This window comes from Wolbachia endosymbiont (group B) of Chesias legatella, assembly GCF_964026945.1.
In the GTDB taxonomy this organism is placed as follows: domain Bacteria; phylum Pseudomonadota; class Alphaproteobacteria; order Rickettsiales; family Anaplasmataceae; genus Wolbachia.
The window spans coordinates 75,736-102,166 of the sequence record NZ_OZ034711.1; the positions used below are offsets into that span (position 1 = coordinate 75,736).

At 34.3% G+C, this 26,431-nt stretch carries 31 protein-coding genes and 3 tRNA genes; 14 read left to right on the forward strand and 20 right to left on the reverse strand.

Annotated elements, in window-relative coordinates; translation table 11 throughout:
- Positions 1-193: 193 nt before the first annotated feature.
- Complete coding sequence (locus AAGD65_RS00390; protein ID WP_264682875.1) at positions 194-1,792, reverse strand: ABC transporter permease; 1,599 nt, start codon at positions 1,790-1,792, stop codon at positions 194-196.
- Between the two features lie 130 nt (positions 1,793-1,922).
- On the opposite strand from AAGD65_RS00390, the gene AAGD65_RS00395 reads away from it, so the two are divergent.
- Entirely contained in the window at positions 1,923-2,768 is an 846-nt protein-coding gene (locus AAGD65_RS00395; RefSeq protein ID WP_264682876.1) for a rhodanese-related sulfurtransferase, read from the forward strand.
- Here AAGD65_RS00395 and AAGD65_RS00400 read toward each other — a convergent pair.
- Positions 2,765-3,181, reverse strand: a complete 417-nt coding sequence (locus AAGD65_RS00400) for a hypothetical protein (RefSeq protein WP_264682877.1) — start codon at positions 3,179-3,181, stop codon at positions 2,765-2,767. The genes AAGD65_RS00395 and AAGD65_RS00400 overlap by 4 nt on opposite strands.
- 136 nt (positions 3,182-3,317) lie before the next feature.
- Between AAGD65_RS00400 and AAGD65_RS00405 the strand changes: the two genes are divergently transcribed.
- Positions 3,318-3,476 (forward strand): type II toxin-antitoxin system RelE family toxin, encoded by a 159-nt coding sequence (locus tag AAGD65_RS00405; protein ID WP_019236727.1) that lies wholly within the window; start codon positions 3,318-3,320, stop codon positions 3,474-3,476.
- A 301-nt stretch (positions 3,477-3,777) separates the two neighbouring features.
- Here AAGD65_RS00405 and AAGD65_RS00410 read toward each other — a convergent pair whose 3' ends face one another.
- Both AAGD65_RS00410 and AAGD65_RS00415 read right to left on the reverse strand, forming a co-directional pair.
- A complete protein-coding gene (locus tag AAGD65_RS00410) occupies positions 3,778-3,888 on the reverse strand; it encodes a hypothetical protein (RefSeq protein WP_264375108.1) in 111 nt (36 codons plus the stop codon).
- Positions 3,889-4,036: 148 nt separating this feature from the next.
- Positions 4,037-4,267, reverse strand: a complete 231-nt coding sequence (locus AAGD65_RS00415; RefSeq protein ID WP_264682878.1) for a hypothetical protein — start codon at positions 4,265-4,267, stop codon at positions 4,037-4,039.
- Between the two features lie 164 nt (positions 4,268-4,431).
- Between AAGD65_RS00415 and AAGD65_RS00420 the strand changes: the two genes are divergently transcribed.
- Positions 4,432-4,902 carry a hypothetical protein gene (locus AAGD65_RS00420; protein ID WP_264682879.1) on the forward strand — a complete coding sequence of 157 codons (471 nt, stop codon included), beginning with the start codon at positions 4,432-4,434 and terminating at the stop codon, positions 4,900-4,902.
- Between the two features lie 126 nt (positions 4,903-5,028).
- On the opposite strand, the gene AAGD65_RS00425 is transcribed toward AAGD65_RS00420, so the two are convergent.
- Positions 5,029-5,304, reverse strand: coding sequence for a type II toxin-antitoxin system RelE family toxin (locus AAGD65_RS00425; protein ID WP_264682880.1), 276 nt, complete (start codon positions 5,302-5,304; stop codon positions 5,029-5,031).
- The gene (locus AAGD65_RS00430; protein WP_108784357.1) at positions 5,295-5,510 is read right to left on the reverse strand and encodes a hypothetical protein; all 216 of its coding nucleotides are present in this window, start codon (positions 5,508-5,510) and stop codon (positions 5,295-5,297) included. Before AAGD65_RS00430 ends, AAGD65_RS00425 begins: the two co-directional genes overlap by 10 nt.
- Before the next feature lie 223 nt (positions 5,511-5,733).
- Here AAGD65_RS00430 and AAGD65_RS00435 point away from each other — a divergent pair, with 223 nt between their 5' ends.
- Positions 5,734-6,156 carry a hypothetical protein gene (locus tag AAGD65_RS00435; protein ID WP_264682881.1) on the forward strand — a complete coding sequence of 141 codons (423 nt, stop codon included), beginning with the start codon at positions 5,734-5,736 and terminating at the stop codon, positions 6,154-6,156.
- Between the two features lie 358 nt (positions 6,157-6,514).
- On the opposite strand, the gene AAGD65_RS00440 is transcribed toward AAGD65_RS00435, so the two are convergent.
- From AAGD65_RS00440 to AAGD65_RS00460, 5 genes are all read right to left on the reverse strand, one after another.
- Positions 6,515-6,601: transfer RNA gene (locus tag AAGD65_RS00440), tRNA-Ser, on the reverse strand.
- Between the two features lie 31 nt (positions 6,602-6,632).
- Positions 6,633-7,421 carry a DUF2163 domain-containing protein gene (locus AAGD65_RS00445; protein WP_264682882.1) on the reverse strand — a complete coding sequence of 263 codons (789 nt, stop codon included), beginning with the start codon at positions 7,419-7,421 and terminating at the stop codon, positions 6,633-6,635.
- Between the two features lie 37 nt (positions 7,422-7,458).
- On the reverse strand, positions 7,459-7,701 hold the full coding sequence (locus AAGD65_RS00450; RefSeq protein WP_341810937.1) for a type II toxin-antitoxin system RelE/ParE family toxin: 243 nt from the start codon (positions 7,699-7,701) through the stop codon (positions 7,459-7,461).
- Between the two features lie 32 nt (positions 7,702-7,733).
- Positions 7,734-7,958: a ParD-like family protein gene (locus AAGD65_RS00455; RefSeq protein WP_226079579.1), complete on the reverse strand. Its 225-nt coding sequence runs from the start codon at positions 7,956-7,958 to the stop codon at positions 7,734-7,736.
- A 121-nt stretch (positions 7,959-8,079) separates the two neighbouring features.
- Complete coding sequence (locus tag AAGD65_RS00460; RefSeq protein WP_341810938.1) at positions 8,080-10,143, reverse strand: hypothetical protein; 2,064 nt, start codon at positions 10,141-10,143, stop codon at positions 8,080-8,082.
- A gap of 321 nt (positions 10,144-10,464) precedes the next feature.
- Here AAGD65_RS00460 and AAGD65_RS00465 point away from each other — a divergent pair, with 321 nt between their 5' ends.
- Positions 10,465-11,769, forward strand: a complete 1,305-nt coding sequence (locus AAGD65_RS00465) for a lipase family protein (RefSeq protein WP_264682885.1) — start codon at positions 10,465-10,467, stop codon at positions 11,767-11,769.
- A 43-nt stretch (positions 11,770-11,812) separates the two neighbouring features.
- On the opposite strand, the gene AAGD65_RS00470 is transcribed toward AAGD65_RS00465, so the two are convergent.
- The 4 genes from AAGD65_RS00470 to AAGD65_RS00485 form a co-directional block, all read right to left on the reverse strand.
- Positions 11,813-12,640: a 3'-5' exonuclease gene (locus AAGD65_RS00470; RefSeq protein WP_264682886.1), complete on the reverse strand. Its 828-nt coding sequence runs from the start codon at positions 12,638-12,640 to the stop codon at positions 11,813-11,815.
- Entirely contained in the window at positions 12,633-13,517 is an 885-nt protein-coding gene (gene era / locus AAGD65_RS00475) for a GTPase Era (RefSeq protein WP_064085366.1), read from the reverse strand. Before era ends, AAGD65_RS00470 begins: the two co-directional genes overlap by 8 nt.
- Positions 13,518-13,791: 274 nt before the next feature.
- Positions 13,792-14,232, reverse strand: coding sequence for a hypothetical protein (locus tag AAGD65_RS00480; RefSeq protein ID WP_264682887.1), 441 nt, complete (start codon positions 14,230-14,232; stop codon positions 13,792-13,794).
- Positions 14,233-14,335: 103 nt separating this feature from the next.
- Positions 14,336-14,408, reverse strand: a tRNA-Gly gene (locus AAGD65_RS00485).
- A gap of 150 nt (positions 14,409-14,558) precedes the next feature.
- Between AAGD65_RS00485 and AAGD65_RS00490 the strand changes: the two genes are divergently transcribed.
- The 4 genes from AAGD65_RS00490 to AAGD65_RS00505 all read left to right on the forward strand — a co-directional run bounded on the left by AAGD65_RS00490 (position 14,559) and on the right by AAGD65_RS00505 (position 16,508).
- The gene (locus AAGD65_RS00490; protein WP_264682888.1) at positions 14,559-15,179 is read left to right on the forward strand and encodes a ribonuclease D; all 621 of its coding nucleotides are present in this window, start codon (positions 14,559-14,561) and stop codon (positions 15,177-15,179) included.
- 79 nt (positions 15,180-15,258) lie between these two features.
- Positions 15,259-15,585: a thioredoxin gene (gene trxA / locus AAGD65_RS00495; RefSeq protein WP_064085368.1), complete on the forward strand. Its 327-nt coding sequence runs from the start codon at positions 15,259-15,261 to the stop codon at positions 15,583-15,585.
- A 39-nt stretch (positions 15,586-15,624) separates the two neighbouring features.
- A tRNA-Ile gene (locus tag AAGD65_RS00500) sits at positions 15,625-15,701 on the forward strand.
- Between the two features lie 552 nt (positions 15,702-16,253).
- On the forward strand, positions 16,254-16,508 hold the full coding sequence (locus tag AAGD65_RS00505; protein WP_264682889.1) for a hypothetical protein: 255 nt from the start codon (positions 16,254-16,256) through the stop codon (positions 16,506-16,508).
- 15 nt (positions 16,509-16,523) lie between these two features.
- On the opposite strand, the gene AAGD65_RS00510 is transcribed toward AAGD65_RS00505, so the two are convergent.
- On the reverse strand, positions 16,524-17,657 hold the full coding sequence (locus tag AAGD65_RS00510) for an alpha/beta hydrolase (protein WP_264682890.1): 1,134 nt from the start codon (positions 17,655-17,657) through the stop codon (positions 16,524-16,526).
- Positions 17,658-17,837: 180 nt separating this feature from the next.
- Here AAGD65_RS00510 and AAGD65_RS00515 point away from each other — a divergent pair, with 180 nt between their 5' ends.
- The 4 genes from AAGD65_RS00515 to AAGD65_RS00530 are packed head-to-tail and all read left to right on the forward strand — an operon-like array spanning position 17,838 to position 20,632.
- Positions 17,838-18,497, forward strand: a complete 660-nt coding sequence (locus AAGD65_RS00515; protein ID WP_108784268.1) for a CADD family putative folate metabolism protein — start codon at positions 17,838-17,840, stop codon at positions 18,495-18,497.
- 22 nt (positions 18,498-18,519) lie between these two features.
- Entirely contained in the window at positions 18,520-18,906 is a 387-nt protein-coding gene (locus tag AAGD65_RS00520) for a dihydroneopterin aldolase (RefSeq protein ID WP_052264775.1), read from the forward strand.
- Complete coding sequence (gene folP, locus AAGD65_RS00525) at positions 18,903-20,156, forward strand: dihydropteroate synthase (protein WP_264682891.1); 1,254 nt, start codon at positions 18,903-18,905, stop codon at positions 20,154-20,156. The genes AAGD65_RS00520 and folP overlap by 4 nt, the downstream gene beginning before the upstream one ends.
- Positions 20,153-20,632: a dihydrofolate reductase gene (locus AAGD65_RS00530; RefSeq protein ID WP_264682892.1), complete on the forward strand. Its 480-nt coding sequence runs from the start codon at positions 20,153-20,155 to the stop codon at positions 20,630-20,632. The genes folP and AAGD65_RS00530 overlap by 4 nt, the downstream gene beginning before the upstream one ends.
- A 459-nt stretch (positions 20,633-21,091) precedes the next feature.
- Here the strand turns inward: AAGD65_RS00530 and purF are convergent, their stop codons facing one another.
- Positions 21,092-22,477 (reverse strand): amidophosphoribosyltransferase, encoded by a 1,386-nt coding sequence (gene purF, locus AAGD65_RS00535; protein WP_264375095.1) that lies wholly within the window; start codon positions 22,475-22,477, stop codon positions 21,092-21,094.
- Positions 22,478-22,726: 249 nt separating this feature from the next.
- Between purF and AAGD65_RS00540 the strand changes: the two genes are divergently transcribed.
- The gene (locus AAGD65_RS00540) at positions 22,727-23,959 is read left to right on the forward strand and encodes a hypothetical protein (protein WP_064085594.1); all 1,233 of its coding nucleotides are present in this window, start codon (positions 22,727-22,729) and stop codon (positions 23,957-23,959) included.
- A 131-nt stretch (positions 23,960-24,090) separates the two neighbouring features.
- On the opposite strand, the gene AAGD65_RS00545 is transcribed toward AAGD65_RS00540, so the two are convergent.
- From AAGD65_RS00545 to def, 3 genes are all read right to left on the reverse strand, one after another.
- Entirely contained in the window at positions 24,091-24,618 is a 528-nt protein-coding gene (locus AAGD65_RS00545; RefSeq protein ID WP_007302313.1) for a demethoxyubiquinone hydroxylase family protein, read from the reverse strand.
- 446 nt (positions 24,619-25,064) lie between these two features.
- Positions 25,065-25,838, reverse strand: a complete 774-nt coding sequence (locus AAGD65_RS00550; protein ID WP_264682893.1) for a uracil-DNA glycosylase family protein — start codon at positions 25,836-25,838, stop codon at positions 25,065-25,067.
- Positions 25,828-26,367: a peptide deformylase gene (def, locus tag AAGD65_RS00555; RefSeq protein WP_007302315.1), complete on the reverse strand. Its 540-nt coding sequence runs from the start codon at positions 26,365-26,367 to the stop codon at positions 25,828-25,830. The genes AAGD65_RS00550 and def overlap by 11 nt, the downstream gene beginning before the upstream one ends.
- Between the last annotated feature and the right edge of the window lie 64 nt (positions 26,368-26,431).

A 26,431-nucleotide genomic window follows, 5' to 3' on the forward strand; every position in this document is an offset into this window, starting at 1 on the left:
TAGTGTATTTGTTTAAGTGCATCTGAAACCAGTGCTTCTTGTTTTGTCATTTGAGCTTCCATAATGTCATCCGAGTAGCTGATACTGAGATCCAACTAAGTTGATAAACACGAAAGCACTGACCATTTGCTTCTATAGTTGTCTTTTTTCGTCTATCTTATTTTGTTACTCTGCTGAACAGATGCAAAATAGTTTATTTTTGATTCTTATCATCAAGTGTGAATAAGATTATTGTAGAGGTTAAACCTATAATAACTATCATTAACGAAAATGGGGCAGCTTCTCTGTAACGCTCATCGCTGACAAGTTCATATACTCTAGTTGATATAGTTTCAAAATTAAATGGTCTGATAATTAGTGTTGCCGTGAGTTCTTTTACCGTATCCATAAACACGAGCAGAAATCCCGATAGTATGCTTTTCTTGATAAGGGGAATATGAATATTCAGGCACGTGGAAATAGGCCCATGACCCATAGTATATGCAGTCCATTCAATTTCATTTGGTGTTTTTTTGAGTCCCGACTCTATCGCCTTGAAAGATATAGCAAAAAAACGAAATAAATATGAGTAAACTAATGCGCCAATAGTTCCTACCAAGCTAATTTCTACAATATATTGAGTAATGAAAGAAGATATTCTGCTTAAAAACATTATTATGCTAATTGCAATAATTGCATTTGGAATTGCATATCCAAGAGAAATTAGACGTGCTACGTTGCTTATTACCTTGTTTCTACGCGCTGTATATCCAATAATTATCGCAATGCTAATTGAGATTAATGCGGTAATAAATGATAAACCAACACTATTTGCTATTATATTGTAAAATCTTGCTTCGTATATGAAAAAGCCTTTCTCTATGCTCCAATATATAAGTGGAATCATTGGTAAAATAAAGCCTATTAATATCGGCAATAAACACATAAGATAAGAAAAGATCAACGATATAGAACCGTTTATACTACGTTTATTGTGATAATCTGCATTAGTATTGATTGAAGAGTAAGATATTTCTCTTTTTTGTAGTTTTTTCTCGATAACTATTAGTGTTGCAACGAAAATCAGTTCTGCAACTGCCAAAACAGTAGTTGAATATTTGTCATGCAATAAAAACCAAGTACGGTATATTCCTGTCGTGAAAGTATCGATAGCAAGAAACTGTGGTGTGCCGAAATCTGTAATTACTTCCATTAGTACCAAGGATAACCCAGCTATAATTGATGGACGTATGGAGGGTATGATGACAGAAAACAGACTCTGTAATGAGGAGAACCCAAGTGTTGATGCAATAGTGACTGAGTTACTAACGCTCTTTAGACTTGAGCGGACCAACATATAAACGTATGGATATAGACTAAATCCCATTACTAATATTCCACCACCTAGGGATTTGATCTCGGGAAACCAATAGTCACCTTTGCCCAATTGAAAAGTATCTCTTAACAAGCTCTGAATCGGACCTGAAAACTCTAGCGTATTTACATAAACAAACGATACTATATATCCAGGAATTGATATCGGAAAAAATAAGGCAATCTCAAAAATTCTACTTCCGGGAAACGAAAAAAATGTAGTAAGCCAAGCTGGAATTACTCCAAATATAAAGGATATTAACCCTACTCCTACCATCAAAATTAACGTATTGAGTATATATTCAGGAAAAAGTCTACTAATTACCCACCCAGAGTTTGCTGATTCTGTAAATAGAATCGATATTAACGATAGTATAGGGCAGACAAATAATACACTTACTAAAAACAAGAATATATTTTTAAATACTCTCAGAAACATTAACTTGAATCTATATTTGATATTAAAATGTTATATGCAAAAACTAAAGATATCCAGTAATTAACAGCCGTCCTATTGAATATCTTCATAATTTTATATATTATGTTTTAAATCGATAAACTAATTAATTATGAGTTTTGTCATTGCAACTTTCTATCATTTTGTAAAACTCTCTAATTATTATGACATGAAAGATGAAATAAAAGTTGCATGCGACAACGTTGAATTAAAAGGCACTATACTCCTTGCAGAAGAGGGTATTAATGCAACCGTATCTGGTGAAAGAAACGCGATTGATAAAATATTCGATTTTCTACGTTCTGATTATAGACTAAGGGACCTTACATGGAAAGAGAGTGCAGCAGAATATCAACCATTTAGTAAGATGAAAGTGAGATTAAAAAGAGAAATTGTGAATCTTGGTGTAAGTAATCTCGATACTTCCGTTAGAGGCCAGTACGTTGATCCAGATTATTGGGATGATTTTATCTCTCAACCTGATGTTTTAGTGATAGACACACGAAATGATTACGAAGTAAAACTAGGCAAGTTTAAAAATGCAATCAATCCACACACTCAGCGTTTTCGCGATTTTCCTCAGTGGGCAGAGTCATTTTCTGAGAGTAAAGACCTGAAAGTAGCTATGTACTGTACTGGTGGAATCAGATGTGAGAAATCTACAGCATATATGAAAAGCCTTGGATTTAAAGATGTTTACCATCTTAAAGGCGGTATTCTTTCCTACCTTGAAAAAACTGGTAATAAAAGTGGTAATTGGGAAGGCGAGTGTTTTGTTTTTGATGATAGAATTGCTGTTGATCACTCACTTGCCCCGAGTGATAAAATAAAATGCATATTCTGCTCAAGTAAAGTTTCAACTGATGAGCTGAAATCAGTTCCACGTGGCCAGGTAGTTTGCTCTGATTGTAAATCTTTAAGTATTGAAAGAAATTCAGAATACAACACGAACCTTTAACAATGTATTTCTCTTTGCATATTTGTAACCTTAATTTTATCAAGGCATTTACCTACAACATAGCCCGCTCCAGCTCCAAGTAACGCACCAACTATAGCAAATGCAATCAACACTACACCAGAACCGCCAATAAGAGCTAAAGTTTCTTGCCATAAACAACATGCTGCAACTAGACCAGCAACTAAACCAATTCCTGCACCTCTGCACCTAAGTTTCATATTATTACTAATATTGTAACCTCTTCTATGCTTTAGGTTATGACTAGTATTGTTACTTGCCCAATCAAAGATTTCGATATTTGGGTTTTTGTTCACAAAATCGATAAGCTCACCTATTGTTTCGTTACGCAAACTATCTAAAGATATAACTTTATCTTCTACATATTGTTCAAATACATTTTTTTTACGTGTCATTTATTTTTCCATACTATTAGAATATATTTTATTACACTTAATGTCTTAATAGTTGGTAAATTCCCATATAAGAATAAGTAGATAATCTTACCACTATAGGTGGGACTAAAGCGCTATAAGATTAAATTTCTGAAAAATGTTGGTAAGAAGAGCTTTTCCAAAAACAATAAAGTTAAGAGTTGAAGAGATAGTAAAAGAGCGACTTACAGTTAATCCAATTGATTTTGGTGAATCGTTTTGTTACAAACTCAAAGGATACAGAAGACTGAGAACTGGCGATTATCGTATCATGTAAATGCTGCAAAGTATGAAGTGTTTCAATAAAACGCAGAAAAGACATTTACGAGTCTGAGGCTCCATACTAATATCCTTCCAGTATTAACTTACTGTAACCTTTCCGGTTGAGCCACTGCGATTCTTTGCAACGTTTATCTCTAATTCGTTATTAGCATCGATTTTATAGTCTGTAGAGTAGTAAAATTATAGGGGTATAGTCAAAAAATGAGTTATTTTTGAGCTGAGCAAAGCCACCTAAGGTGAAGAGGAAGGAGAGGTGTATAATATAATATTTATAATTTACTTACGTAACTTAACGATTATTGAAAAACATAGTTCTTAAGTACCTTCAAAGCTTTCTCGTAAATGGTATCCCTATGTCCTATTGTAATAATAGTTACTTCATGTTTTTTGGTGTCTGCACAATACATAATACGGTAATCGCTGACTCTTAGTCTTCTAAACCCTTTAAAGCTATGATATAAAGGCTCACCAATGGATCGACTGTAAGTCGCTCATTTATTGCATCTATAGCTCTTGACCGTACTTTTTTTGGAAGATCTTTTTCAAGAACACTGTCTAGGAAGATAATAGTGTATTCCAATCCACGTCCTCACTTTTAGTTTTTTTTTCATTTTCAATATCATATTGATCAGCAACTACAGATAGTAAAAAATCTTCCATTTCACGATCTATTGCTTCTTTAAATAGCCTTTCTGCTAATTCTTGAGTGGGCTGCTTAGTGAGCTCAACTAGCTTAGCAAAATGCAGTAAAGTTTCTTTACTGAAAGCTAAATTAGCGTTTGCCATAAGTTTTACCGAAATCTACTAATAATTATAAAACATTTTTCTGAAATTTTCAATTTTGTTTTAACTTTCGTGAAAACTGTATTGGAAAGCATTAATATGCTATTAATAGCATATTAATGCTTATATGTTATAATTATGTTAATTTTTTAATTAAGGAGAATATTATGTTAGGAAATTTACAAAGAGGTATTGTTGCTAAAAATTCAGGAAGGTGGGGAGATAATATATTCAAAGCTCCAGAACAAAAGTTGAATGATCAATCAACACAGTATGGAAAAACACTTGTACACCGAAATGAATCAAATTTGAATGATTTGGATCCGGACAATGAGGTACAATATACACTAGCTGATTGCTATAAAATATGTGATGAAAGACACCCAAAAGATAACTGGTGGGATAATTCCTTGAGAAAAACGTGCAAGGCTTTCTGTCCTTACACTAATGAAACCTGCCTCTCTAAGTGTAGGGCTCCTTATCATTTTGATAAAAAATGCTATAATGAATGTAAAGCTCAGGGTTTTGACGCTCCTAAACATCCTTCACAAGAGTCAACACCTATTGATGTAAGTGCTATATTACAGGATATTGGAGACAATTTCCATGTTCTTGCAGATTCAGTGTCTGTTCTGTAGAAGGTACAGGTTTAATATCAAAAAAGTGTGAGGCTTCTTTATTTTTCCTAAAATTTTCAATAAAGAATTATATCGGAAGAATGGATCAGGAAGAAGGGCTGTATAATGTATATTTAATGTTTATATTTATTTTTTATAAATATCACATCTATGTCCTATCTCTGTGATAGTTACTATTTGTTCTAATTGATTTACTCTATAAATTATACGATATTCACCAACTCTTAACCTTCTACGTCCTTTTAAGCTGTGGTGTAATGGTTCACCGAGGTTTATTGGATCAACTGTAAGACGTTCTTTTATAGCCTTTTGGATTCTTAGCCTTATTGTTTTTTGAAGGTTTGGTAAATCTCTCTCAACAACACTTTTGAGAGACTTAACTTTATAATGCTCTAATCCCACTTAATATCTTCAAAATCGACTGTTTCTGCACCTTCAACATCACGCTCATCAGAAATTTTAGACACTAAAAAGTCTTCAATTTCAAGCTCGATTGCTTCTTTAAGTAGTTTTTCTGCTAATGCTTGAGCAGGTTGCTTAGTAAGTTCAGATAATTCAGCAAGATGCTGTAAAGTTTCTTTACTGAAAGCTAAATTAGCGTTTGCCATAAGTTTTACCAAGTTCTACTACTCTATAATTATACAACATTTTTCTGAAATTTTCAATAAAGAATTGTTAAGGTGAAGAGGAAGGAGGGCTGTATAATTTGTTTTAACTTTCGTGAAAACTGTGTTGGAAAGCTAATATGCTATTAATAATATATTAATGCTTATATGTTATAATTATACAAATTTTTTTAAGGAGTATATTATAGCAAAATGTAATCAGAAGGTGGAGTGGTTAAGGTGTAGAAACTGCGAGGACAAATGTGAGAAAGATCTGTCTGAACGTGGCTTAAGAGTGGTGGAGGAATGCCAGGAAAAATGTAAGCAAGCTTGGAGAGATGCTTGTGATGAGAAAGTTAATCCACTTCACGATTGCCACAGATGGTGTGAAAGAGAGTACCCTAATTGGTCTAAATTAATCGAGAGATCAACATGCAAGGCAAAATGTAATGGTGGGCTTACTCCTCAAGAAATAAAGTGTGACGATAAATGTAGGAATCCTATTACTGCAAGATTAGATAAAGAATGCTTTTCTAAATGTAATGAAGATTTCAAACTTCATTCACAAGAAGCAACAATTAGTGACATAAATACATCAGAAGATATTAAAAGTAGTTTCTATAGTCTTGCAGATTCAGTGTCTGTTTAACAAAAAAGAGTGAGTTGTCTCCCGAAATTTTCAATAAAGAATTATATTGACAGATTATGACAGGTTGAGTATAAACGGGTATTAGCTTTTGCTGAGGTTAGGGAGAAATGACACAGACTAAGTATAGTATTGCAAGACATTATTAGGAATAGGGAAGGTATGCTGGCTACTGGATGTATTTCTATGATAACAACTACTCTTCGTCATCAAAAATCAAGAAGGCTCTGCAACTTGATAACTCTATTCTTTTATTGACGTAGATGACTCTGAAAAATTGCGGAGCTGAAGTGCTAATGCTATATGGTTATTACGTTCAAGAACAAAACGGAAAATCCTATGTTATACTAGAAATAATGTGCGGAAAAGGGGGGATTCGAACCCCCGACATATTTTCATATGTGCACGCTTTCCAAGCGTGTGCTTTAGACCGCTCAGCCACCTTTCCATACTTATTCATAATATTAAAAATTATGCTGCTAAACAACTGGTATATATGGTTCGCCACGGAAATTCACAGTATTGTTAAACTTGTTTTTGCACGTTAAAAACGCTTTATCACAACCTGCAAGTATCGAATATTTATCTCCGGTAGAAATTTGATATGGAGGAGAAGCAAATAATGTAACTACTTTATTTTTGTATTCTTTAACTACAACTTCAAATGTTGCTGAACTAAACACTCCGTGCTTATAATATCCATCGCTTTCGATTAAATTAGTGTCTTCAAATCTTCTTTCATCTATCACTTTAGTAATTGTGCTCATTCTACTAAACTTTTTAGCATCAGCTTTACATCTATCATCGCAAAATTGTGCCCTGCATACAGGAGAATATAGCTCTGTTATGCTTCTCTCAAGCTTTGTCGCAAGACCTCTAATTTCAGCGATAAACCTCCCACTATTTAATGTTACTTTACCAAAAGTTCCTGCATGCAAATTCATAATTCCCTGACTCAAATCTTTATAATTCACAAGAAATATTTCAATATTTGCAAAGTCATGCCTTCCTGATAAAACATCTTTTTCTTTAATATCAGCACTATTTAATATTCCTTCAATTTCTAGATTATCAGTTCTCAAATCGCTATTTAATATTATACTGCTGGCTATAAAACCGCTTGAAGATTTATAGAGTATATTATTGAGATTTAAATCTTTATCATAGTCAGTGAATCCCATTACCTCCCCACTTACAAGTGTTAATTTCCAGCAAGTAGCGATGGTAAGTAATTCTCCAGCTAAATGTTTTTTTAATTTGGTTTGCATAGTTGCCTCTTATAAATAATGGCATAGCTGCATTTAGCTACACTTGTTTTTTCAAATCTCTATAAAAGTTCTCGTGTGGAGCAAATGCAAGAAGTGTTAATACGTTATTTTGTTCGTTGTGAATATAGGCTAATAATGTCAGTTGATTAAAAATAGAAAATTTATACACGCGAACACCTGCAAGATCGCCTGACTTTAGCTCTCCAATATATGGGTTACCTTGAATTTGTTTGATAGCTTCTTCAAGTTTGGGTAGTTGATTATTGAGCAGCTTCTTCATTGACCGCTTAAAAGTGTTGGTGAGAAGAATCTTCAAAATTTTGTGGACTTATACTCCTCAACATTACCTGACTTGATATCCTCAATGCCTGAAAGGATTTCTTTGATGATATTATAGCTTAGCTCAGGGTTATCTTCAACAATCTGACCAATCTTAGCCCAATGCTCGATTTGTTGCGGTACAGAACGATTTTGCAATATGGAATGAGACTGCACTATTTTCTCGAACTCTCCATCAAGATTTACTGTTATACTCATTAAATTATTACTTCCTAGTTTAAGCTATTATATCATATATTGGAAATTTTTTCAACATTTTGAAAGTGCATAGTGAAAACACACACCACATTCAAGTTGTGGTGTGTATTACTAGAACAAATTAGAAAGAAAACTTCACACCAGTGAGGAGAAGAATTCCTTGGTTAGAAGGTACATCAGCATTATTTTTATCTTTCAGTGCACCTTTTTCATCAGTCATAAAATAATGTAAGGCTGCATAAGGAACAAACTTGCTCTTATTGCAAGAAGATAGATCATACTGAACACCAAGTGCAACATCATGAAGCATATCTTTGTCGCTCATTCTGCTACCAAAGTATGTCAAGCTTGTGTAGATATTATCATATTGATAACCAGCACCTGCAGTCCAATACATAGTGTTTTTACCGTCCCCATCAAACTGAGCTTTCAGCCCTTTTACTCTTTTGTCATCATCAGTAGTACCGTTACCATCAATTTCTGTATAGGTATCACCGACTAATTTTTTAATACCCTTCGGTTGACCAGATTTGCCTAAATATGCAAAAGAAGCAGCGAATTTTATATTTTGACCTTCATCAATCTTATAATCAGCGCTTGCACCCAAATTAACACCCATCAGGTCATTGTACTCTACAAATTCCTTATAAAGATGCTTATCTTTACTCGGTTGCTTTGAAACCCCATATTCACCAACTACGGAAGTTTTAACTTTTACATTATGTTTACTAAAGTCATATTCATATGACGCACCAGCACTTATTATATGCTGGTAATCTGGTCCAACATGTCTTAACGTTTCCTCATTCTTTACCCCTGTTACCTTATTACTTGAATCTTTGAGGAAATCTGGAGCTATTTCTTTTACAACGGATAAACCACTATCGTAGCGAGGTGAGTAGCTAAGACCAAATCTTGCACCCATATAATTCGGCGAGTAGTAAGCAGCTCTAAATGGCAATGTGGTCATAACCTCTTTGTTGTATTTTCCCGCCATACGGAAGGAGAGTTTTTCGCTCTCGCTCGAGAAGCTTTCAGTGTAAAGACGTGGTGTTACGTAAAATGGGAAGTTTGCAGCACTTCCTTCTAAGTTTACTTTTCTGAACCAGTCACTATCTGCAGCTCCATCAACAGTTGCAATTCTTGTTGCATCAAGTCTCATCAGAGACTCAGGACCAAACTGATAGCCAAGTTTCAGATCACCATATTGTGAATTTAAGAATACATGCGCACTTCTACCTCTTGCAGCATTCACGCCTTGTGAAGCTCCTTTACCTTCAGTAACTGGAACATGGAATTGTACATCGGCACCATAACGAAGACCAATATCCTCATTTTTATTTGAGGCTCTTAAGTGCAATATTGCATCTGAAATCATGCCCATGTTTTCACTGTAATCACCAATATTCCCTATCCCTTTAGGAAATATTGGATTTGCTCCTTTTATACTATTTGGAGTATTGTTAAAATAATCTGTAGATTTACCTGGCATAACATTATAATGGTTATAGCCACTTAGCCCATAGTTACCATAACCTTGAGAATCAACAACGCCACCGAAAGTTATTCTTAAACCATCCCCTTGATTGGTATTGATAATATCAACCCCACCAACTGAAACAACAGGACTTGCCTTACCTTTTTCCTCTGTATTGCTGTTAACAACTTTTACATCCTTTTTTATATCTTTAGCTTCAATTTTAGCATTCTTAGTTTTAGAACCCTTAATTTTTGACTTTTCTACATTAGAATTTTTAACTTTCAGGGCTTTCGCTTTTGAATCTCCTATAAGTTTTGCTTTTTTCTCATTTGCTAGCCTAATTTCATCTTTTTTCTTTTGTTTTGCTACTAATTTTAACTCTTCTTTTTTCTTCTTTTGTTCAGCTGCTAATTTTAACTCCTCTTTTTTCTTCTGCTCAGCTGCTAATCTTAATTCTTCTTTTTTCTTAAGCTCCTCAGCTTTTTTTCTTGGATCAGCATTACATATCCTGTCCATTTTTTCTTTTAGTTTCTTATTTGACGTCTTCATCACTTCCATCTTTCCAGAAGTTTTGATTGACTCGTTACTCTCTTGCTTTTTTACTTCCTTCATACTCTCGTCAGAAAAGTCAGCAGCAAAGCCACTGAAAGAACATAAAGTCAATAGAGAAGTTAGAGCAGTTCTAGTATAAATAGATTTTTTCATGAAGTGCCCCCAAAAAATTTTAAAATCATAACATAAATAGTATAAAGGTGTTGAAAATCCAACTTAAAGCAACCTTATAGCGAAAATAAAAGTAAAATGCAATACTTTAAAAGCAACTTTCTTAATACGCTCAACGTGTATATTAACCAAAATTTAGCACAGAGGTAGCTTGTTAGTACATTGTAACTCTATATTTATTCTATGGAAGTAAAATTTACTCAAAGCGAGAAAATTAAAATATTAATAAAAAGTGTTGACAATAATATTAGTTTGTATTATAGTTAGTAAATTATTGTTTAGCTGTTAATAATTAAGGTATTTATGGATTTTAGTTTTTTACGCAATTGGTTTAGCACCACAGGTGCTGGTATAGATTCACAATTAGATAAACCTGAACAGTCAAGAGCCATTTCAGTAGATGACGGAAAATGTGAGATGAAAGGATATGATGATGAATTTGAGATCATTGAAGATTATGAATTTATAAATCGTGCTGATCCAAATGAGCCATGTTCTTTACCTTCTGATTATAAAATAGATGAAAGTATTGTAAAAATTGCAGGATTTGATAAAGAGAAATTATTAGAAATGGGTAATTTCTGTAATATAAGCTATGGCGAGGATGATGATAAATTAAGTAAAAAAAGATGTAATAACCTAGCTCAAGGAGTATACAAAACTGAATTTGAAACTGCAGAAGATTTTGAAATTATTCCATCTACTGAAAAAATGTATAAAACTAGAGCTGAACTTATCAGCGAAGGTTATGAAATCATTCCATTTAGTAATAGTTTTGAGGAAGATGCTGGTCATGTTTTCATAAAAGGCAAAGAAATAACGGTAGCTTACCACGGTACTCGTGGCCTCAATGATGGAATCACTGATGCAAATGTACTTTTTACTACTTCAGAATTTTTACCAGAAGGTGGAAGAATTCATCGTGGTTTTTATAATTCATTTACGGATTCATGGTCTAATCTTTATGGCATTTTGAAATCTTATGCTGAAAAACAAGAATCAGAAATCAAAGATTTTAAAATCAATCTCACAGGTCACAGTATGGGAGGAGCTATTGCTAAAATAGCTGCTTTGTGTCTAAACAAAACAGAAGGAGCAGAAGATATTCATGTTGCAACTTTTGGTGATCCACGAGTTTTTGATCTTACTGCTAGTGAATTTTATAATGATGTTCTTCAAGAAAAAACCATTAGAGTAACTCAACATAGACAAGACCCAGTACCAGCGGTATCACCTGGTATTTGTGGTTATGCTCATGTAGGTGCACAATTGAGAATATCAGTACCTGAAGGATATTTTGTTCATCAAATGGATGGTTATCATGAAGCCATTAAAATAATGGATGAAAATGACTTCCGATCGAACAATAACGTTTCTCTCTTTTACTACCCTTCGAGAATATTAAGTCGAATTAACTGTGCAGTTTTAGGTAATGCTCAATATTATGCTGCTAATTTAGGTAATTATATTCTTGGTGGACAAAATTTTTTCGAGAAAGTAAAAAAGGAATACCAAGATAAAAACTTAGAAAATTTTTCTAAGCTTGAACAAGCAGAAGTTAAGCAGATAGGATATGAGGATTCCTTGTCTACTGCAAGGAGTTTATAACTACTATACAGAGCAATCATTAGATTGCTCTGTAAGCATCTATTCATTTAAATTCAATATAAAAATTTTCACCAGAAGTTATTTTCCATTCTTCTTTAAATTTCTTTAGGTGTTCTTTTTTTTCGCATTCTAAAAGCAGTTCTTCTATGCTCTTATTATAGCTTTCTGTAGTAATTCTTCCTTGATGATGCATAAACCTCAAATAAATCAAATAAGTGTTAATCACATCTGTTTCACAATAATCGCGAATCTCTTGTATTTTGCCACTATCATATAAGTCCATAACTTGTGAACCATCAACTCCAATCTTACCGGGAAGATTAAATGCTGCGCAAACTTCGTTCATCTTCATTCTTGCAGAAGCTCCAAAATCAGAGAGAGATTCAAGCAAATCACAATGCCAATCACTACTGTACCTCTGATTGTAACTATTCCACTTATCGCCAGCTTTGTGAAAATATTCTGCTTGAATGCCATGAACCATAGCACGGTACTTCAGTACCGGTATATCAAAAGTGCGTCCATTGAACGAAACTAGTCTTGGCTTTTTCTCTGATATGTAGTTAAAAAATCCCTTTATTAGCTCTTTTTCATTGGAGTTTACTGTGCCTCCAGATCTTATTTCTTGTAGTGTGAACATTTCATAACCGCTCTGGCGTGTTATATTACAAAGTAAAAAACTAATGACTACAACAAGGTGGAAGGGCTGACGCAGAAAAGAGTTTTGCCCGTTTGTTATTTCAAGATGATATTTTGTTAATGCGTTCCTCTTTTCTTCTACACTGCTATCATCACTAATATTTAGTAAATTCTTGCAGGAATTTACATCTGGTATAGTTTCAATATCAAATACTAACAAAGAATTAAGCATTACTTATATATTCCTCAGGGCGATCAGTCCAAGGTCGCACTTTTACGAACAAAAAGAGATGAACTTTACACTCAAATAACTTTTCCAATTCTGTACGCGCCTCGATATTAATTTTTTTTATGCTACTGCCGTCTTTTCCTAGCACTATTTTCTTATGATTATCTTTCAATACAAATATGATCTGTTTTATGACTAAACTCTTATCTTTTTTTTCCTCAAATTGTTCAGTTATAACAGCTGTAGAGTATGGCAATTCTTCACGTAGGTTCAAGAATAACTTTTCTCTCGTAATTTCCGCTGATAAAAAATCAGCTGAGGAATCAGTTATTTGATCTTTTTCATAAAACCAAGGGCCTATCGGTGCAATTTCAGACAAGTAACTAGTCAGATCAGAAAGTCCATCATTCTTCAGTGCCGAGATCGTAAAAATTTTTTCAAACTTATAAAGCAAATTTAGGTGCTCATGTGCCATCTTGAGCTCTGATTTCTTTACTAAATCAGTTTTATTGATAACCAAAATGCATCTGCCTTTTGTGCGCTCCAGTCGTGCAAATATCGTTTTTATTCTTTCTATATTTTTTAGGTAATTGTTTACATCAACAAGCAATAAAGTAATGTCACTATCCTTAACTGCTCCCCATGCAGATTTGACTAAAGCTTTTTCAAGATTTGTTTCTGCTGAAAACACTCCTGGAGAGTCAGTAAAAACAATTTGCGCATTGTTGCATATAGCAACACCCCTTACCTGCGTCCTTGTTGTCTGCACTTTAGGGGTGACAATAGCAATTTTCTTGCCTACGATGCTGTTAATCAGCGTTGACTTTCCAGCATTTGGCAAACCAGCTATCGTTACAAATAAGCATCTTTCTTCTTTCACAAAGGAAATTATAAAGAAAACTAAATGCTAACGTCAATTGATTGTTTTGCAGGTAGATCGCACTCTTCCTCTTTTGAAGAAAAACGCTCAACTATACGTGGTTTGACATCCTCCCCGCCCTAAAGGGCAAGGATTCCTACCACGTTCAGACCGAAATCTCGGTGGGTTCCTGCTTCACCGGGAGGCTAAATGCACTATCCCCTCCACAGGCACAACACGGCATGCCCTGCCGCTAAATCTATTATAGCTTGCTTATATTCGGTCTGCTTCCGCCTTATATCCCCGCCCTGAAGGATGGGGTTTTACGGCTATCGTTGATAATACACTCATTCACTTTTTCAGCTATTGGTTCAATAATACCAAATGTTACAAGGAGCCCTGCGATTACTGCTATGGGTGCTATCACCGCACCTGCTAAAGCTGCCGATCCCATTCCAAGCATTGCACCAGGGAAAACAGCAGTTGCAGCTGCAGCAAGACCAACTCCAGTTGCAAAGCTTGCAGCACATGAACAAGCACCAATAAAAAAATCTTCTTTGAAAAACTCTTCACTATAAATTATTATACATGCAAATAAGGCTGCCGAAACCGCAGCAATAATTCCACCCATTATCAAAGGTGACAAAGCTGTAAAACTGAGCCCCAAACCTGCAAGTGCTCCTATTGTTGTAGCTATACCTAAGGCAAATAACATTTCTTTAGTATTGTTGTCCATATAACCTCCTTAATTAATTTTCTAAAAAACTTTTCTAGTATAGCTAAATTTCTTAGATAGATCAATTAATTTTTTTATGATTAAATGTGATTAAAACTCAAAGAGCGGGAGAAGGGGTTCGAACCCTCGACCTCAACCTTGGCAAGGTTGCGCTCTACCAACTGAGCCACTCCCGCAATGAAAATTTACTTATTCTTATTATAGGTGCATATCATAATTTGTAAACCCATGCATATGAAAAATATGGGAGCCAATCTTCTATGATCTTTTCGTATACTTAAAACTCATTTTTGATTATTGTATGTATCATAAAACATATTAAATTTATGAGAATATTTGTATATAAAGACGACCTGCCAGCCAGTGCAATACCGAATGATATAAAATCTATAGCTGTTGATACAGAGGCAATGGGGCTACTGCATAGCAGAGATAGATTATGCCTTGTTCAGCTCTCTTTCAATGATGGCAACGCTCACTTAGTTCAATTCAAAAACGATTATACAGCTCCAAATTTGAGAAAAATATTAGAGGATAAAAATATAACCAAAATATTTCACTTTGCGCGGTTTGATGTAAGCATAATACATTATTATTTAAAAACTTGGGCACTGCCTTGCTATTGCACGAAAATAGCCTCACGTTTAGTTCGCACTTATACAGATAATCATAGCTTAAAAGAGTTGTGCTTAGAACTACTTGAGATAAAATTAAATAAGCAACAACAATCTTCTGATTGGGGAAATGAAAATTTAACAGACAAGCAAAAAAGTTATGCTGCATCTGATGTTTTATATCTCCATAAAATAAAGGAAAAGCTAGATTTAATGCTAGAACGTGAAAATAGAAAAGAATTAGCCGAAAAGTGCTTTGAATTTCTTCCTACTCGTATTGAGCTAGATTCAATGGGTTGGGGGAGTGTAGATATCTTTAATCATCATATGTAATCACTTCACTTGAATCCAGAAAAATTTAGTTGATCAGCTGTTAATTGATACGCTATATTTATAAAAATTTAGGTATTTTATGAGTGATGATATTAAAGCGGTAAATGATCAAAATTTCGAATCTGAAGTTGCTAACCACAAAGGATTTGTGCTGGTAGATTTTTGGGCAGAATGGTGTGGACCATGCAAAAGTCTGATGCCACGTATCGAGCAGTTAGCCAAGGATAGAAAAGACAAGATCAAAATCTGTAAGTTTGACATAGATGGAGAAACTGAGGTGCCAAGTAAGTATGGAGTTCAATCTATACCTACTTTAATCATATTTCAAGATGGTAAGGAAATTGCACGCAAAATTGGCGCAATAAATGATTTACACAGTTGGGTTGATAGTGAAATAAGCGAGTAGACAAATTTCCTTTTGCGTGTATTATAGGTGTTGATAAAAGGGATTGTAGCTCAGTCGGTTAGAGCAGTTCGCTCATAACGAATTGGTCGTAGGTTCGAGTCCTACCAATCCCACCACTATTGATACAATTGCAAGGCCTACTCTCTTAGATAAGCTTTTTGCCTTATTAAAGTACTTGGTTGTTAGTGTTTGAAAACTCCATGATATTAGATTCCTTGCATAACTGGAATTCAAAAGTTCCAGAGCGATTTTCTTATTCGATCTCAGCTGTCTGATTATGAAAGAAATCTATTGTCAAAAAAATTACTTCCGCGTATTTTGAATCTGATTATAATGACAATTAGAGATATTTTAAGAGCTCAAAAATTTATCTTTGTCTGCAGACTTTCAATTAATCTTTCAATAAAAAGCGTGCTCTTCAGCTTATATCTGTCGTGTGTGCGCTGCATTTTTTTCTAATCTTTTTATACAGGAGGATTTTATGTCCAGAATTCCAGATACTTGACCTTTACTTTAGCTAATCACAGGCGCCTGTGATTTTTATAAAGAAAGTGTAGGAAAAACTGTTTCCAGCCATAAATTTGCCATGCATACCTAAAAGGTAATTATATTAGCATAACGTTCATACTTGCATGCTAGTATTAATATTATTTAAATTGAAGAATATTATGGAACAACAAGCATCAAACAAAGATAGAGGGGTTAAATTTAGACAGAATCAATGTAAGGAGAAATGCTATATCCACACAAAAAAATGGACAGACCCTGAATGCGTAGACAAATGCATTCAGAGGCACAGTTCTGAAGTTTTTAAACCTTATTCACAAGTTAGTGAGAAATTATTACCTAATGCAAACAATCTCTATGATGAAAGCACAGAATTATCACTTATGGCAGATACTCTAGATGCAATGTTTTTTTAATCACAAAAGAAACACTTATTTCAATATTTGCAGAGATGTTAGATTTTTAGATATACTCTGACTTATTGAACAATTCTTTAAATTGGTAAAATACTGTTTCTTTTCCTCTATTTCTTTTTCACTATTCTTTCCACATATCGCTTCTGTTTTTATCTCTGGTTGTTTCTCTTGATTGAGCGAGCCCTTCTTTTCAAAATAATTATCTGTGAATTCTAAAAAGAGTGAAATCAGCTCAGGAAGATTGTATTTGTGTTCACTTGATGAGCACAATTCTGTAATCGAAGAAAAGTGAATATCATCTGCCTTAATAGGTAGTAACGATAGAAACTTATTCCAGCATTTTTTCATTATTCCAACTTCAGGTTCAAGGTTTTTTATTTTAGCTAAGTTGGCATGCTCCATAAAAAACTCTTTATATTGCTCAAAACCTTCAAAAGTTTCTTTTTTTTGGTAGTTTTTTTTCCTATGACTTTTTTCTATGTCAGCAATTTTAGTACCTATATTTGCCTGCTTACTAATAAAGCCATCGTTCTCTAAGTTAAAACAAATTGTGTATGGAGTAATGTCGTTTACTATTGTGTGTGGCTTAAAGTGCCAACCAAAGCATTTGAGTATGAATTTTATTATAGGAGGAAATAGCCATTTAGGTTTTGATATGTGTAGTAATTTCACTACGAGTTTTTTGAATGAGCTAAAGGATTTATTGATAATGCATCTTAAATGAATATTGTCATCTTTTTTAAACTTTTTATAAACCTCCGCAGCTATTGGTCCTCCAGCACAGCTTCCATACAGTACTATATTGTCTGGGTGAATGCCTTGCTTTAGAAGATCTGAAATGACTCCAATTCCTGCATTTACTCGATTTCGACCGTTTAAAGAATGGCCTTTGCTTTTTCCAGAACCAGGAAAATTAATAAGGTGAACATCCATACCTGCTTCAGCTGCCCAATTCCATTCACTTTTGTCTTCATCTGGCTCTTTTTCAAAAGTATATGTAAGCCCTGGAAAGTAAACTATATGCTTTTTCTTTCTGCTATCTGCACTGCTCTTCGAGTTTGACATCACTATCTTTTGAATTCGCATTCCATTTTGAACTTCTACGAACTCTTCCCTAATTTTTATTGTATTTTCTTCTGTTACTTTCATTTTGCGTTTTTCACTATATTGATTTAATAATACATGAAATTTTAGAAAAAATCAATTTTACTAAAAAATTAACTTATAGCGTATCTATCTTTATATTTATTGGAATTAAAGTAGTAGTGAGAAATGCCTCTTGACATTTGATAAACCTAAACGTAGCCTAAAACAATTTACTGTTTATTTATGACATTTGTTCAATCACTTAATAATCAATTAGATAGTTTACACTTATTAAAACACCCGTTTTACGAGTCATGGAATGAAGGTAGCTTAAGCCTGCAGGCTCTGCAAACCTACGCTAAGGAATATTATCACCATGTTGCTGCTTTTCCTCGTTATATCAGCGGTATACATTCCTTGTGTCCGAATTTGAAAATGCGGCAAGTTTTACTTGGTAATTTAATAGAGGAAGAACAAGGCGACGAGAATCACCCAGAATTATGGCAGCGTTTTGCTGAAGGACTGGGAGTAGCACGTTCAGAACTTTGTGAAAATGCACAAATTAAGGAGACACGAGAATTAGTTGATGGTTATTTTGACATTGTAAAATCAGATTTTGCAGCAGGTCTTGGAGCTCTGTACGCTTATGAACGTCAAACTCCAGAGGTTTCTAAGTCTAAAATTGAAGGTCTGAAAAAACACTATTCAATAAATGATGAGCGTTCTCTCAAATTTTTTACCGTTCATATGGAAGCTGATGAGTGGCATTCTGAAGAATGTGCAAACCTTATTGCAGATTTAAACGAAGAAGAGCAAGAGAAAGTTATGCAAGGCGCTGAAAAAGGAGCAAAACTCTTATGGGGTTTTCTTGATGGCATGATGAATGTTGATGTTTGTCATTAATTATAAGTAGATACTAAATTCAGTGGTAGCATGTAATCTTCTTATATCTGATTTACGGCTTTGGGTTCATTTGGGATGTAGTGCAGAAGAGAAGTCTTCTCCCCAATTGGTGAGTATTGACGTTGATTTCACTTTTAAATCTCCTCCTTCAGGGCTTACAACTGATCAACTTAAAGATACTATCTGCTATTTGGAAGTAGTGCAAAATATTCAATCTCTTGTTCAGGGCAAGCAATTTAATTTAATCGAGCATTTAACTCATGAGATATACAGAGCCATTAATAACCTTTTGCTGCGAAAGAAGCATATTATTTCTTCTGTCAGGGTGACTACTCACAAAATCGCACCACCAGTTCCTGGTGTGCATGGGGGCGTTTTTTTTACTTACTGTAATGAATTGCAAGAATGATCTATATTTCTATTGGATCAAATATAGGGAATCGCCTTTCCCATTTACAAAGAGCTACTGAGTTACTAAAGAAGCGCTATTTAAAAGACTTAAAGTCTTCGATCATTCTAGAAACTGAGGCTATTTTACCAAATGGTGCTCCACCTGAGTGGAATAAGCCATTTCTTAACATGATTGTCTATGGAAGTTGTTCTTCTTCTCCTGAGGAGCTACTAAAAGGCTTAAAACAAATCGAATGTGACATTGGTCGTCCACAAGTCTACGAAAAATGGGCACCTCGTGTTATTGATTTAGATATTTTGTTATGGGATGATCTAACGCTTGATACACCTGACCTTAAAATTCCTCATCCAGAATTGGTACACAGACCATTTTTGCTCCACTTGATGGCAATGGTTAACAAAACTTTTGCTTTCAATGTTCAAGAATGTTTTTCAAAGAGTTTTACGCTTTCACCAAAGCTTATGGGTATCGTCAATATTACCCCTGATTCATTTTCAGATGGTGGTCTTTATTATGATGCGAATCGAGCAACCAAGCAGGCATTGCAGTTGGTATCAGATGGTGCAAGCATAGTTGATCTTGGAGCTCAATCAACAAGGCCTGGAGCTTCAATAAAGACACCAGAGGAAGAGTATGAACGTCTAAAACCAGTACTTGATAATCTTAGCGACTATATGAAAAATGGTGATATTGAAGTCAGCATTGATAGTTTTTGGCCAGACATTATTTTAAACGTTTTGAAGCACTACAATATTGCCTGGGTAAATGATCAGAAGGGAGATCTGAGTAGTAATACCTTAAAAGAAGTTGCTAGCAGTGGGTGTAGTGTCGTTATTATGCATTCACTTTCGATACCACCACATAAGGAAAATATTATTCCACATGATATTGACCCAATTGATATCATAAATAATTGGGCAGAGAAGAGCATTAATAGGTTACTTGACCTTGGTTTTGATGAAAATTCAATAATTATTGATCCTGGTATTGGTTTTGGCAAATCTATGTATCAGAATATTCAGATTTTACGCAGTATAGAAACTTTACAAAATTTTGGCTGCAAGGTTTTAGTTGGCCATTCTAGAAAGTCATTTATTTCTTCTTTTTCTACAGAGCCTGCCTCTAATAGAGATTTAGAAACAATTGCTACATCTGCTATACTGCACAATAAGGTTGATTTCCTTAGAGTGCATAATGTACGTGACCACATGAGATTTTTTGTAGCCCAAGCTGCCTTACAGGGATGAAGATTATTGGAATTATGGCTGTTGACCCTAATGGGGTAATTGGAATAAATGATGATTTGCCCTGGCATTATCCAAGTGAGTTTAAGCACTTTTGTCAAGTAACCGACAAACAAGTTATTGTGATGGGAAGAAAGACATTTGAAACCGTGCCTCAAAGCATACTAAAGAATCGTACACCTATTGTTTTCTCCCGTAACAAGTGTTTTAATAGAGGTCCAAAATGTACTGTTGTCTCTTCCATGCAAGAATTTCTGTCAATTCAAAGTAGTTCTCAAGTCTTTGTGATTGGTGGGGCACAAATAGCACACCTTTTTTTAGAGCATAACCTAATCTCAGAATTTATTATAACTGAAATTCACAAGCCCTATAAGGGTGATACATACCTCAATTTAGCATTTTTTGATGGATGGAATAAAACTATTCTCGTCAGAACAGAAGACTATACTATATTCAATTGTATCCGTTCAGCAGAGTAGTAAAATTATTAGCATAAAAGTAATCAACGTTTCTAATGAAAGCTGGATCCCAGCATCAAGTGCTAGCCTGAAGCTTTAGCTATAAATATTAAGAAATTTACCAAACGAAGAAAAAAGGCAGAAGAATCCCCGTGTGACGAGTTTTATAATGTAAATTGGCGCTATAATAATGTTCTAACAAGCGCGTTTTGGCTGAATGTAGAAAAAATAAAAAAAGCCGCTATAATTTTTGTGTAATTTGCCAATAAATATTTGAGTTTTTTACTGATTTTGTGATTGAGCCTGCAGGTCAAAAATAAGGATAAATACTCTTAGTATCATAGTAAAGGGAATGACGAAATTTGTAAAGTAGTTTTCACTCAAATGACGCCCAGGCAAAAACTATATGGTTATGCAAAAAATCTATTTTTAAAACTGTTAATATAACATAGAAAAAACCTCACCTTCATTAATAATAGATTACTTACCAATTGGGTAGTCACCAGTGAAACAAGCATCACAATATTGCGGTGTAGCATTGTTACGTTTTTCTGCTTTAACAGCTCTGTATAGCCCATCAATACTCAAAAAGGCTAAGCTATCTACTCCTATACTTTCCTTTATCTCTTCTATAGATTGAGTCGCAGCAATTAAATCTTTGCAATCTGGTGTATCTATTCCATAAAAACAAGAGTGCTTAATTGGTGGACTTGAAATTTTGAGGTGAATCTCTTTTACTTCTGCATCCTTTAGCATAACTATTATATTTCTGAGCGTACTACCACGCACTATACTATCATCTATTAAAATTATGTTTTTGCCTTTCAAAGTGTGCTTATTAGCATTGAATTTTAATTTTATTCTAACTTTACGTACTTCAGCGGTGGGTTGTATAAAAGTTCTTCCTATGTAATGATTACGAATTATCCCCAGTTCCATAGGTAATCCTGAATGCTTTGCATATCCAATAGCTGCAGGTATTCCAGAATCAGGTATTGGTACAACCATATCTACATTGTTTTTTGGTGGGCTCTCTTCTGCAAGTATTCTTCCTATTTCTTTTCTTATATCATATATGGACCTCTTCTCCATTATGCTGTCTGGTCTCGAGAAGTAAACGTATTCAAAAATACAAAAACTTGATTTTTGCTGTGGGAAAGGAAACATTGAGGCTAGCTTACTATCCGAACTGATGGTAACTAATTCGCCTGGTTCTATTTCTCTAATAAACTCTGCATTTATTATATCAAGAGCACAAGTTTCAGATGCAAGAACGTAAGAACCGTTTAACTTTCCTAAAACAAGAGGCCTGATTCCAGATGGATCACGTACTCCAATAACTACTTCTTGATTGATTGCCACAAAAGAATAAGCACCTTGTATTTGCTTTAATGCATATATAAAACTCTCTAAAAAGCTATCTTTTTCACTGCTTGCTGTCAGATGCACTACTACTTCTGTATCAATATCTGACTGAAAAACGCACTCTTGTTTAATTAATTGTTCGCGTATCGGAGAAATATTAATTAAATTACCATTATGTGCTATGGCAAAATCCCCAAATTTGCCACTTTTGCCAAACATGGGCTGCACTCCAAATTTACTACCACTTGTTGAGTATCGAACATGACCTATTGCACAATCTCCAGGTAAGGATTTCTTTATTTCATCTATATCATCAAATACACTGCTCACTTGGCCTTGAAAGTGATAAGAGTGCAGCTTATCGTTGTTACTGGTTACTACGCCAAAAGACTCTTGACCTCTATGCTGCAAAGCGTGGAGAGCAAGTATAGAGTTAAAAGCAGCACTTTGGTTGTAACTTATGCCAAATACCCCGCACTCCTCATGTACTTCATCAAGCATGAAAAATATTAAATAAAGCCTGATTGTACTTTAGTAGAGGCAAAATACAAGAATTTTATTTGTTAATCCCTTTCAAAGTTGGAGCTTTCTACGGTAGTTTTGATGTATACCAGAAAGTAGGTTATATGCAATTAACCAATTTTGAGATTTTTGACAATTTTTTAGCACTGAAGAGAAAAAGATATTTTTATTGACTTATCTATGTATTGAAGTAATCACTAAAAAGTTTTAGTGGTTATGGTATATAATATGTCTAAGCAAGTGGGTAAACAAGGTGAAAGTAATCTTATTTTAGAGCCTGAACAGTTCTCTAACAGCTTCTTCAATAGTCAACAGAGTAGTTCATCAAATCCAAAATTACCGACTATAAGTCGTAAAGATAGGCATATGGATTTAATCAAGAAAAGGTACGCAAAAAACAAAGATGTTGCAGAATATCTAAGAAGTTATGACTTTATTAAAAGAGCAGAAGAATTGTCAATAATTTATCTTTTTGAGCGAGACTCATCTTCTACGAAATTGCAAATACCATTGACTACAGATGAACAAATTCTAGTTAAAAAATTTTGTGATGAGATGATAAAAGGTATAACAGAACACGATGAGCAAGAAAGCGTTTTAAAGTACATGGAACGCATAATAGAGGGTTATTTAAATCAAGGAATAAGATTAAACTCATATTACGGTAAGGATAATAAGACTGTAACAAATTTTATATTTGAAAAAATGGAAGAATTAATTAATCGCTTTCATGCAAATCCACACAATTCAACTACAAAAAATATCATACAAAAGATCACTCGTAATTTAGTGTTAAAAGGTGGGGTAGAAAAAGGATTATCTTTTTATAGCGATATTGAAGGCGGATATTACGGCTCTAATTATTTAAATGATCTTAACGAACAATGTAAGAGTAAGAAAAAAATGCTAGAGGGTCTAGCATATGAAGGTATTGTGAAAGAAAATAACAAGCAAATTGATAAATATGATCTTGAAGTAGAAGTAGATAATAAATATTTTTATATTAAGTATCCACAAGGTAGTATTGTTGAAACTGCGAGAACTTTAAATAATGAAAAAGCTAAGGATTTAGAAGTTGGCATATTTCAGATTGAGGAAAGTATAGTAAAAGTTGAAATTACAGAAGATGGAAAAAGAAATTACACAGATATCTTAAAAGGTGGTATTGAAATATTTTTTACTACTAAAATAGGAGAGATTAGTATTTATCTACGGAAAGATGGTAACAAAATGGTAGTAGAAATTGATGAGAAAAGCAAAATAAGGTTTAGCAAGTTAGAAAACAAATCAAGCTTTGGAGGGAATTGTCTTATACAGGGGAAAAGTGTTTTAGAAGTTATGGGCAAGAGTTTTGAAAATATTCCTGAGGAGTTAACTCAGACTATTAAAAACGTTCCATCTACTAGTCTTATGCAAACATGTTTACAACAACAAGAAAACTCTAATAGGGAATTAAATTAATGTATTTTTAGGATAATAATTAAGAAATTAATTATAAACATTCATACGCATTCGATTGTAGTAGAGGATATGGGGCAGCAATTAGCACAAGAACTAAAGGCAAATGTGGTTGGTTGTCAAATAGTGATTGATTAAATCAATTTAGAGAGGTAAATAGCAGCTTTGCAGCTTGTTTTTATGAACAAAGATAAAACGTTGTAGCCAAGTGCGCTTTCGGCATTGTGCTGAATTGCAATATCTCTGTGCTCTAATTCCTCATCGCGAAATTTACTTATAGTTTCTCTTAATTCCCCATCTTCTAAATGTAAGACTTGCTCCTTGTAGTGCTCTCCGATCACTTCTTCAACTGCAGCAGTGCAAGCCATAGCGGCTTTTTTACCCATCATGGCAGTTACAACACCAAGTGATACCCCTAAAGCACCCCAAACTGGCAACAAAACAGTAGGACGAACTCTTTGCTCCTTGATTTTCTCATTAAAATAGTGGAAATGTTTTTTTTCCTGCTCCTCCATTTCAATTATTTTGTCAATTATGGAAGATTTTTTAAGAATAAATTTTTGACCGGAATAAATGCAAATGGCTCCATATTCGCCAGCATGATTTACTCTAATTGCTTGTTCTAAAAAATTTCCTTTCAATTTTTTTATATTGCTTTCCAATGTCTCCTCCCTTTATTTCTGCATTAGTACTACTATAAACCAACATATTATAGAGTAAATAAAATTCCATGCGTGCATTGCACCAACATTGTGATTACAGGAACTCAAGCAGCTATAGCAACGGCAAGAGTTACTTGACGGACTCCGCCATTCTCCTTAAAATAAGGGTGAAGATATATTATTTATCTTCAGTCTGTGCAGATAAAACGACAAAAAGCTCAATATACTTGATGTTTAATTTTTTGCACTATGTGCACTCTATGTCTTTATAAAACTTTTACCCACATAAGCTAAAATGCGCTTATCAAAGCATTTAATACAATAAAAAACGCCAATTAAAAAAATAGGTAGTAGCTGATAGATTTTCTTTTGCCTTTTTCTCTGTTTAGTAAATTTTTCAATATTTAATGCAATTAGCCTGCACTGGGATGACAACGAGTAGTGAGCTAAACATCCGTGTGGTTATTAGTATTATCAAGATATTCTCTAATCTTCTTTAAATCTTCCCAAGCTAAGCGTTTTTGTGCTGGTTGACGAAGTAGATAGGCTGGATGAAATATAGCGGCTGTGGTAATTGCATGAGATAAATATTGGTTAGTATAAGTATGAAATTTGCCACGCAAGTTCGATATAGTCTTTGTGTTATCAAGAAGGCTATAACATGCGATTCCTCCAACAAAAATCAGAATCTGCGGTAAAACAAGAGCAATATGCTTCTCAACAAATGGTCTGCACATATCAAGCTCTAGATCAGTTGGTTTTCTATTACCTGGTGGACGCCAAAACACGGTGTTGCTTATATATACCTTAGTGCGGTCCAGATTAATTGCACCGAGCATCTTATCGAGCAGCATTCCGCTTGCACCACAAAATGGTATGCCTTTCAGGTCTTCATTTGCTCCTGGTGCTTCACCAACAAGCATGATTTTTGCATTTGGATTACCATCGGAAAAAACAGTATTAGTTGCAGTTTTTTTTATTTCACAACCCTCAAATGACTTAACTGCACTTCTTAGTTCATCTACACTACCACATTCACTTGCAAGCTTCCTTGCTTCAATGATCCAGTCACTTGGGAACATGGCTTTTTTCTGCTCGATGACAGAAGACTGTGTAGCTCTCTCATTTTCCACTTTTTTTTCCTCTTCACCTTCAGTTAGCGTGCAGTCAACACCCACTTCATGATAGAACTTCAACAATTCTAGATCTTCATTGTTCATAGTGCCTCTTAACCTTTTGAGCTTTTTTCATAGCCATATCGTACTTCAATTTAGACAAATGTCTAACGTATAATATACCATTTAAATGATCTAACTCATGCTGAATACACCTTGCAAGCCAACCACTAGCTTTTAGCGTCTGTTCTTCGTTATTTAAATTTTTATATTTCACAGTTAAATATTTTGGACGCTTAATTTCATGGCTTTGCTCTGGAATTGAAAGGCACCCTTCTTTGAGAATTACTTGTTCACCCGATAATTCTGTAATTTCAGGGTTAATCATGCAAAATTTGCCAGTTGATTCATATCCTGCTGGCCCATCTTCAGCCTTCTCTGGCTGAACGTCCATGATAAAAATTCTCTTCAGCACTCCAACTTGTACTGCAGCAAGACCAAGACCTTCTGCATAGTACATAGTTTCGAACATGTCGTTTACTAATTCTTTAATTTTATCGGTTATATCTATTACTTCACTGGCACGTGTAGTTAACCTTTCATCAGGGGCAATTACAATTGGCAATTTAGACATAAAATTAAAATTTTATGTTTTATTTTTTCCTTTGTACAGTATTTTGGGTATATTAAAATGTTGC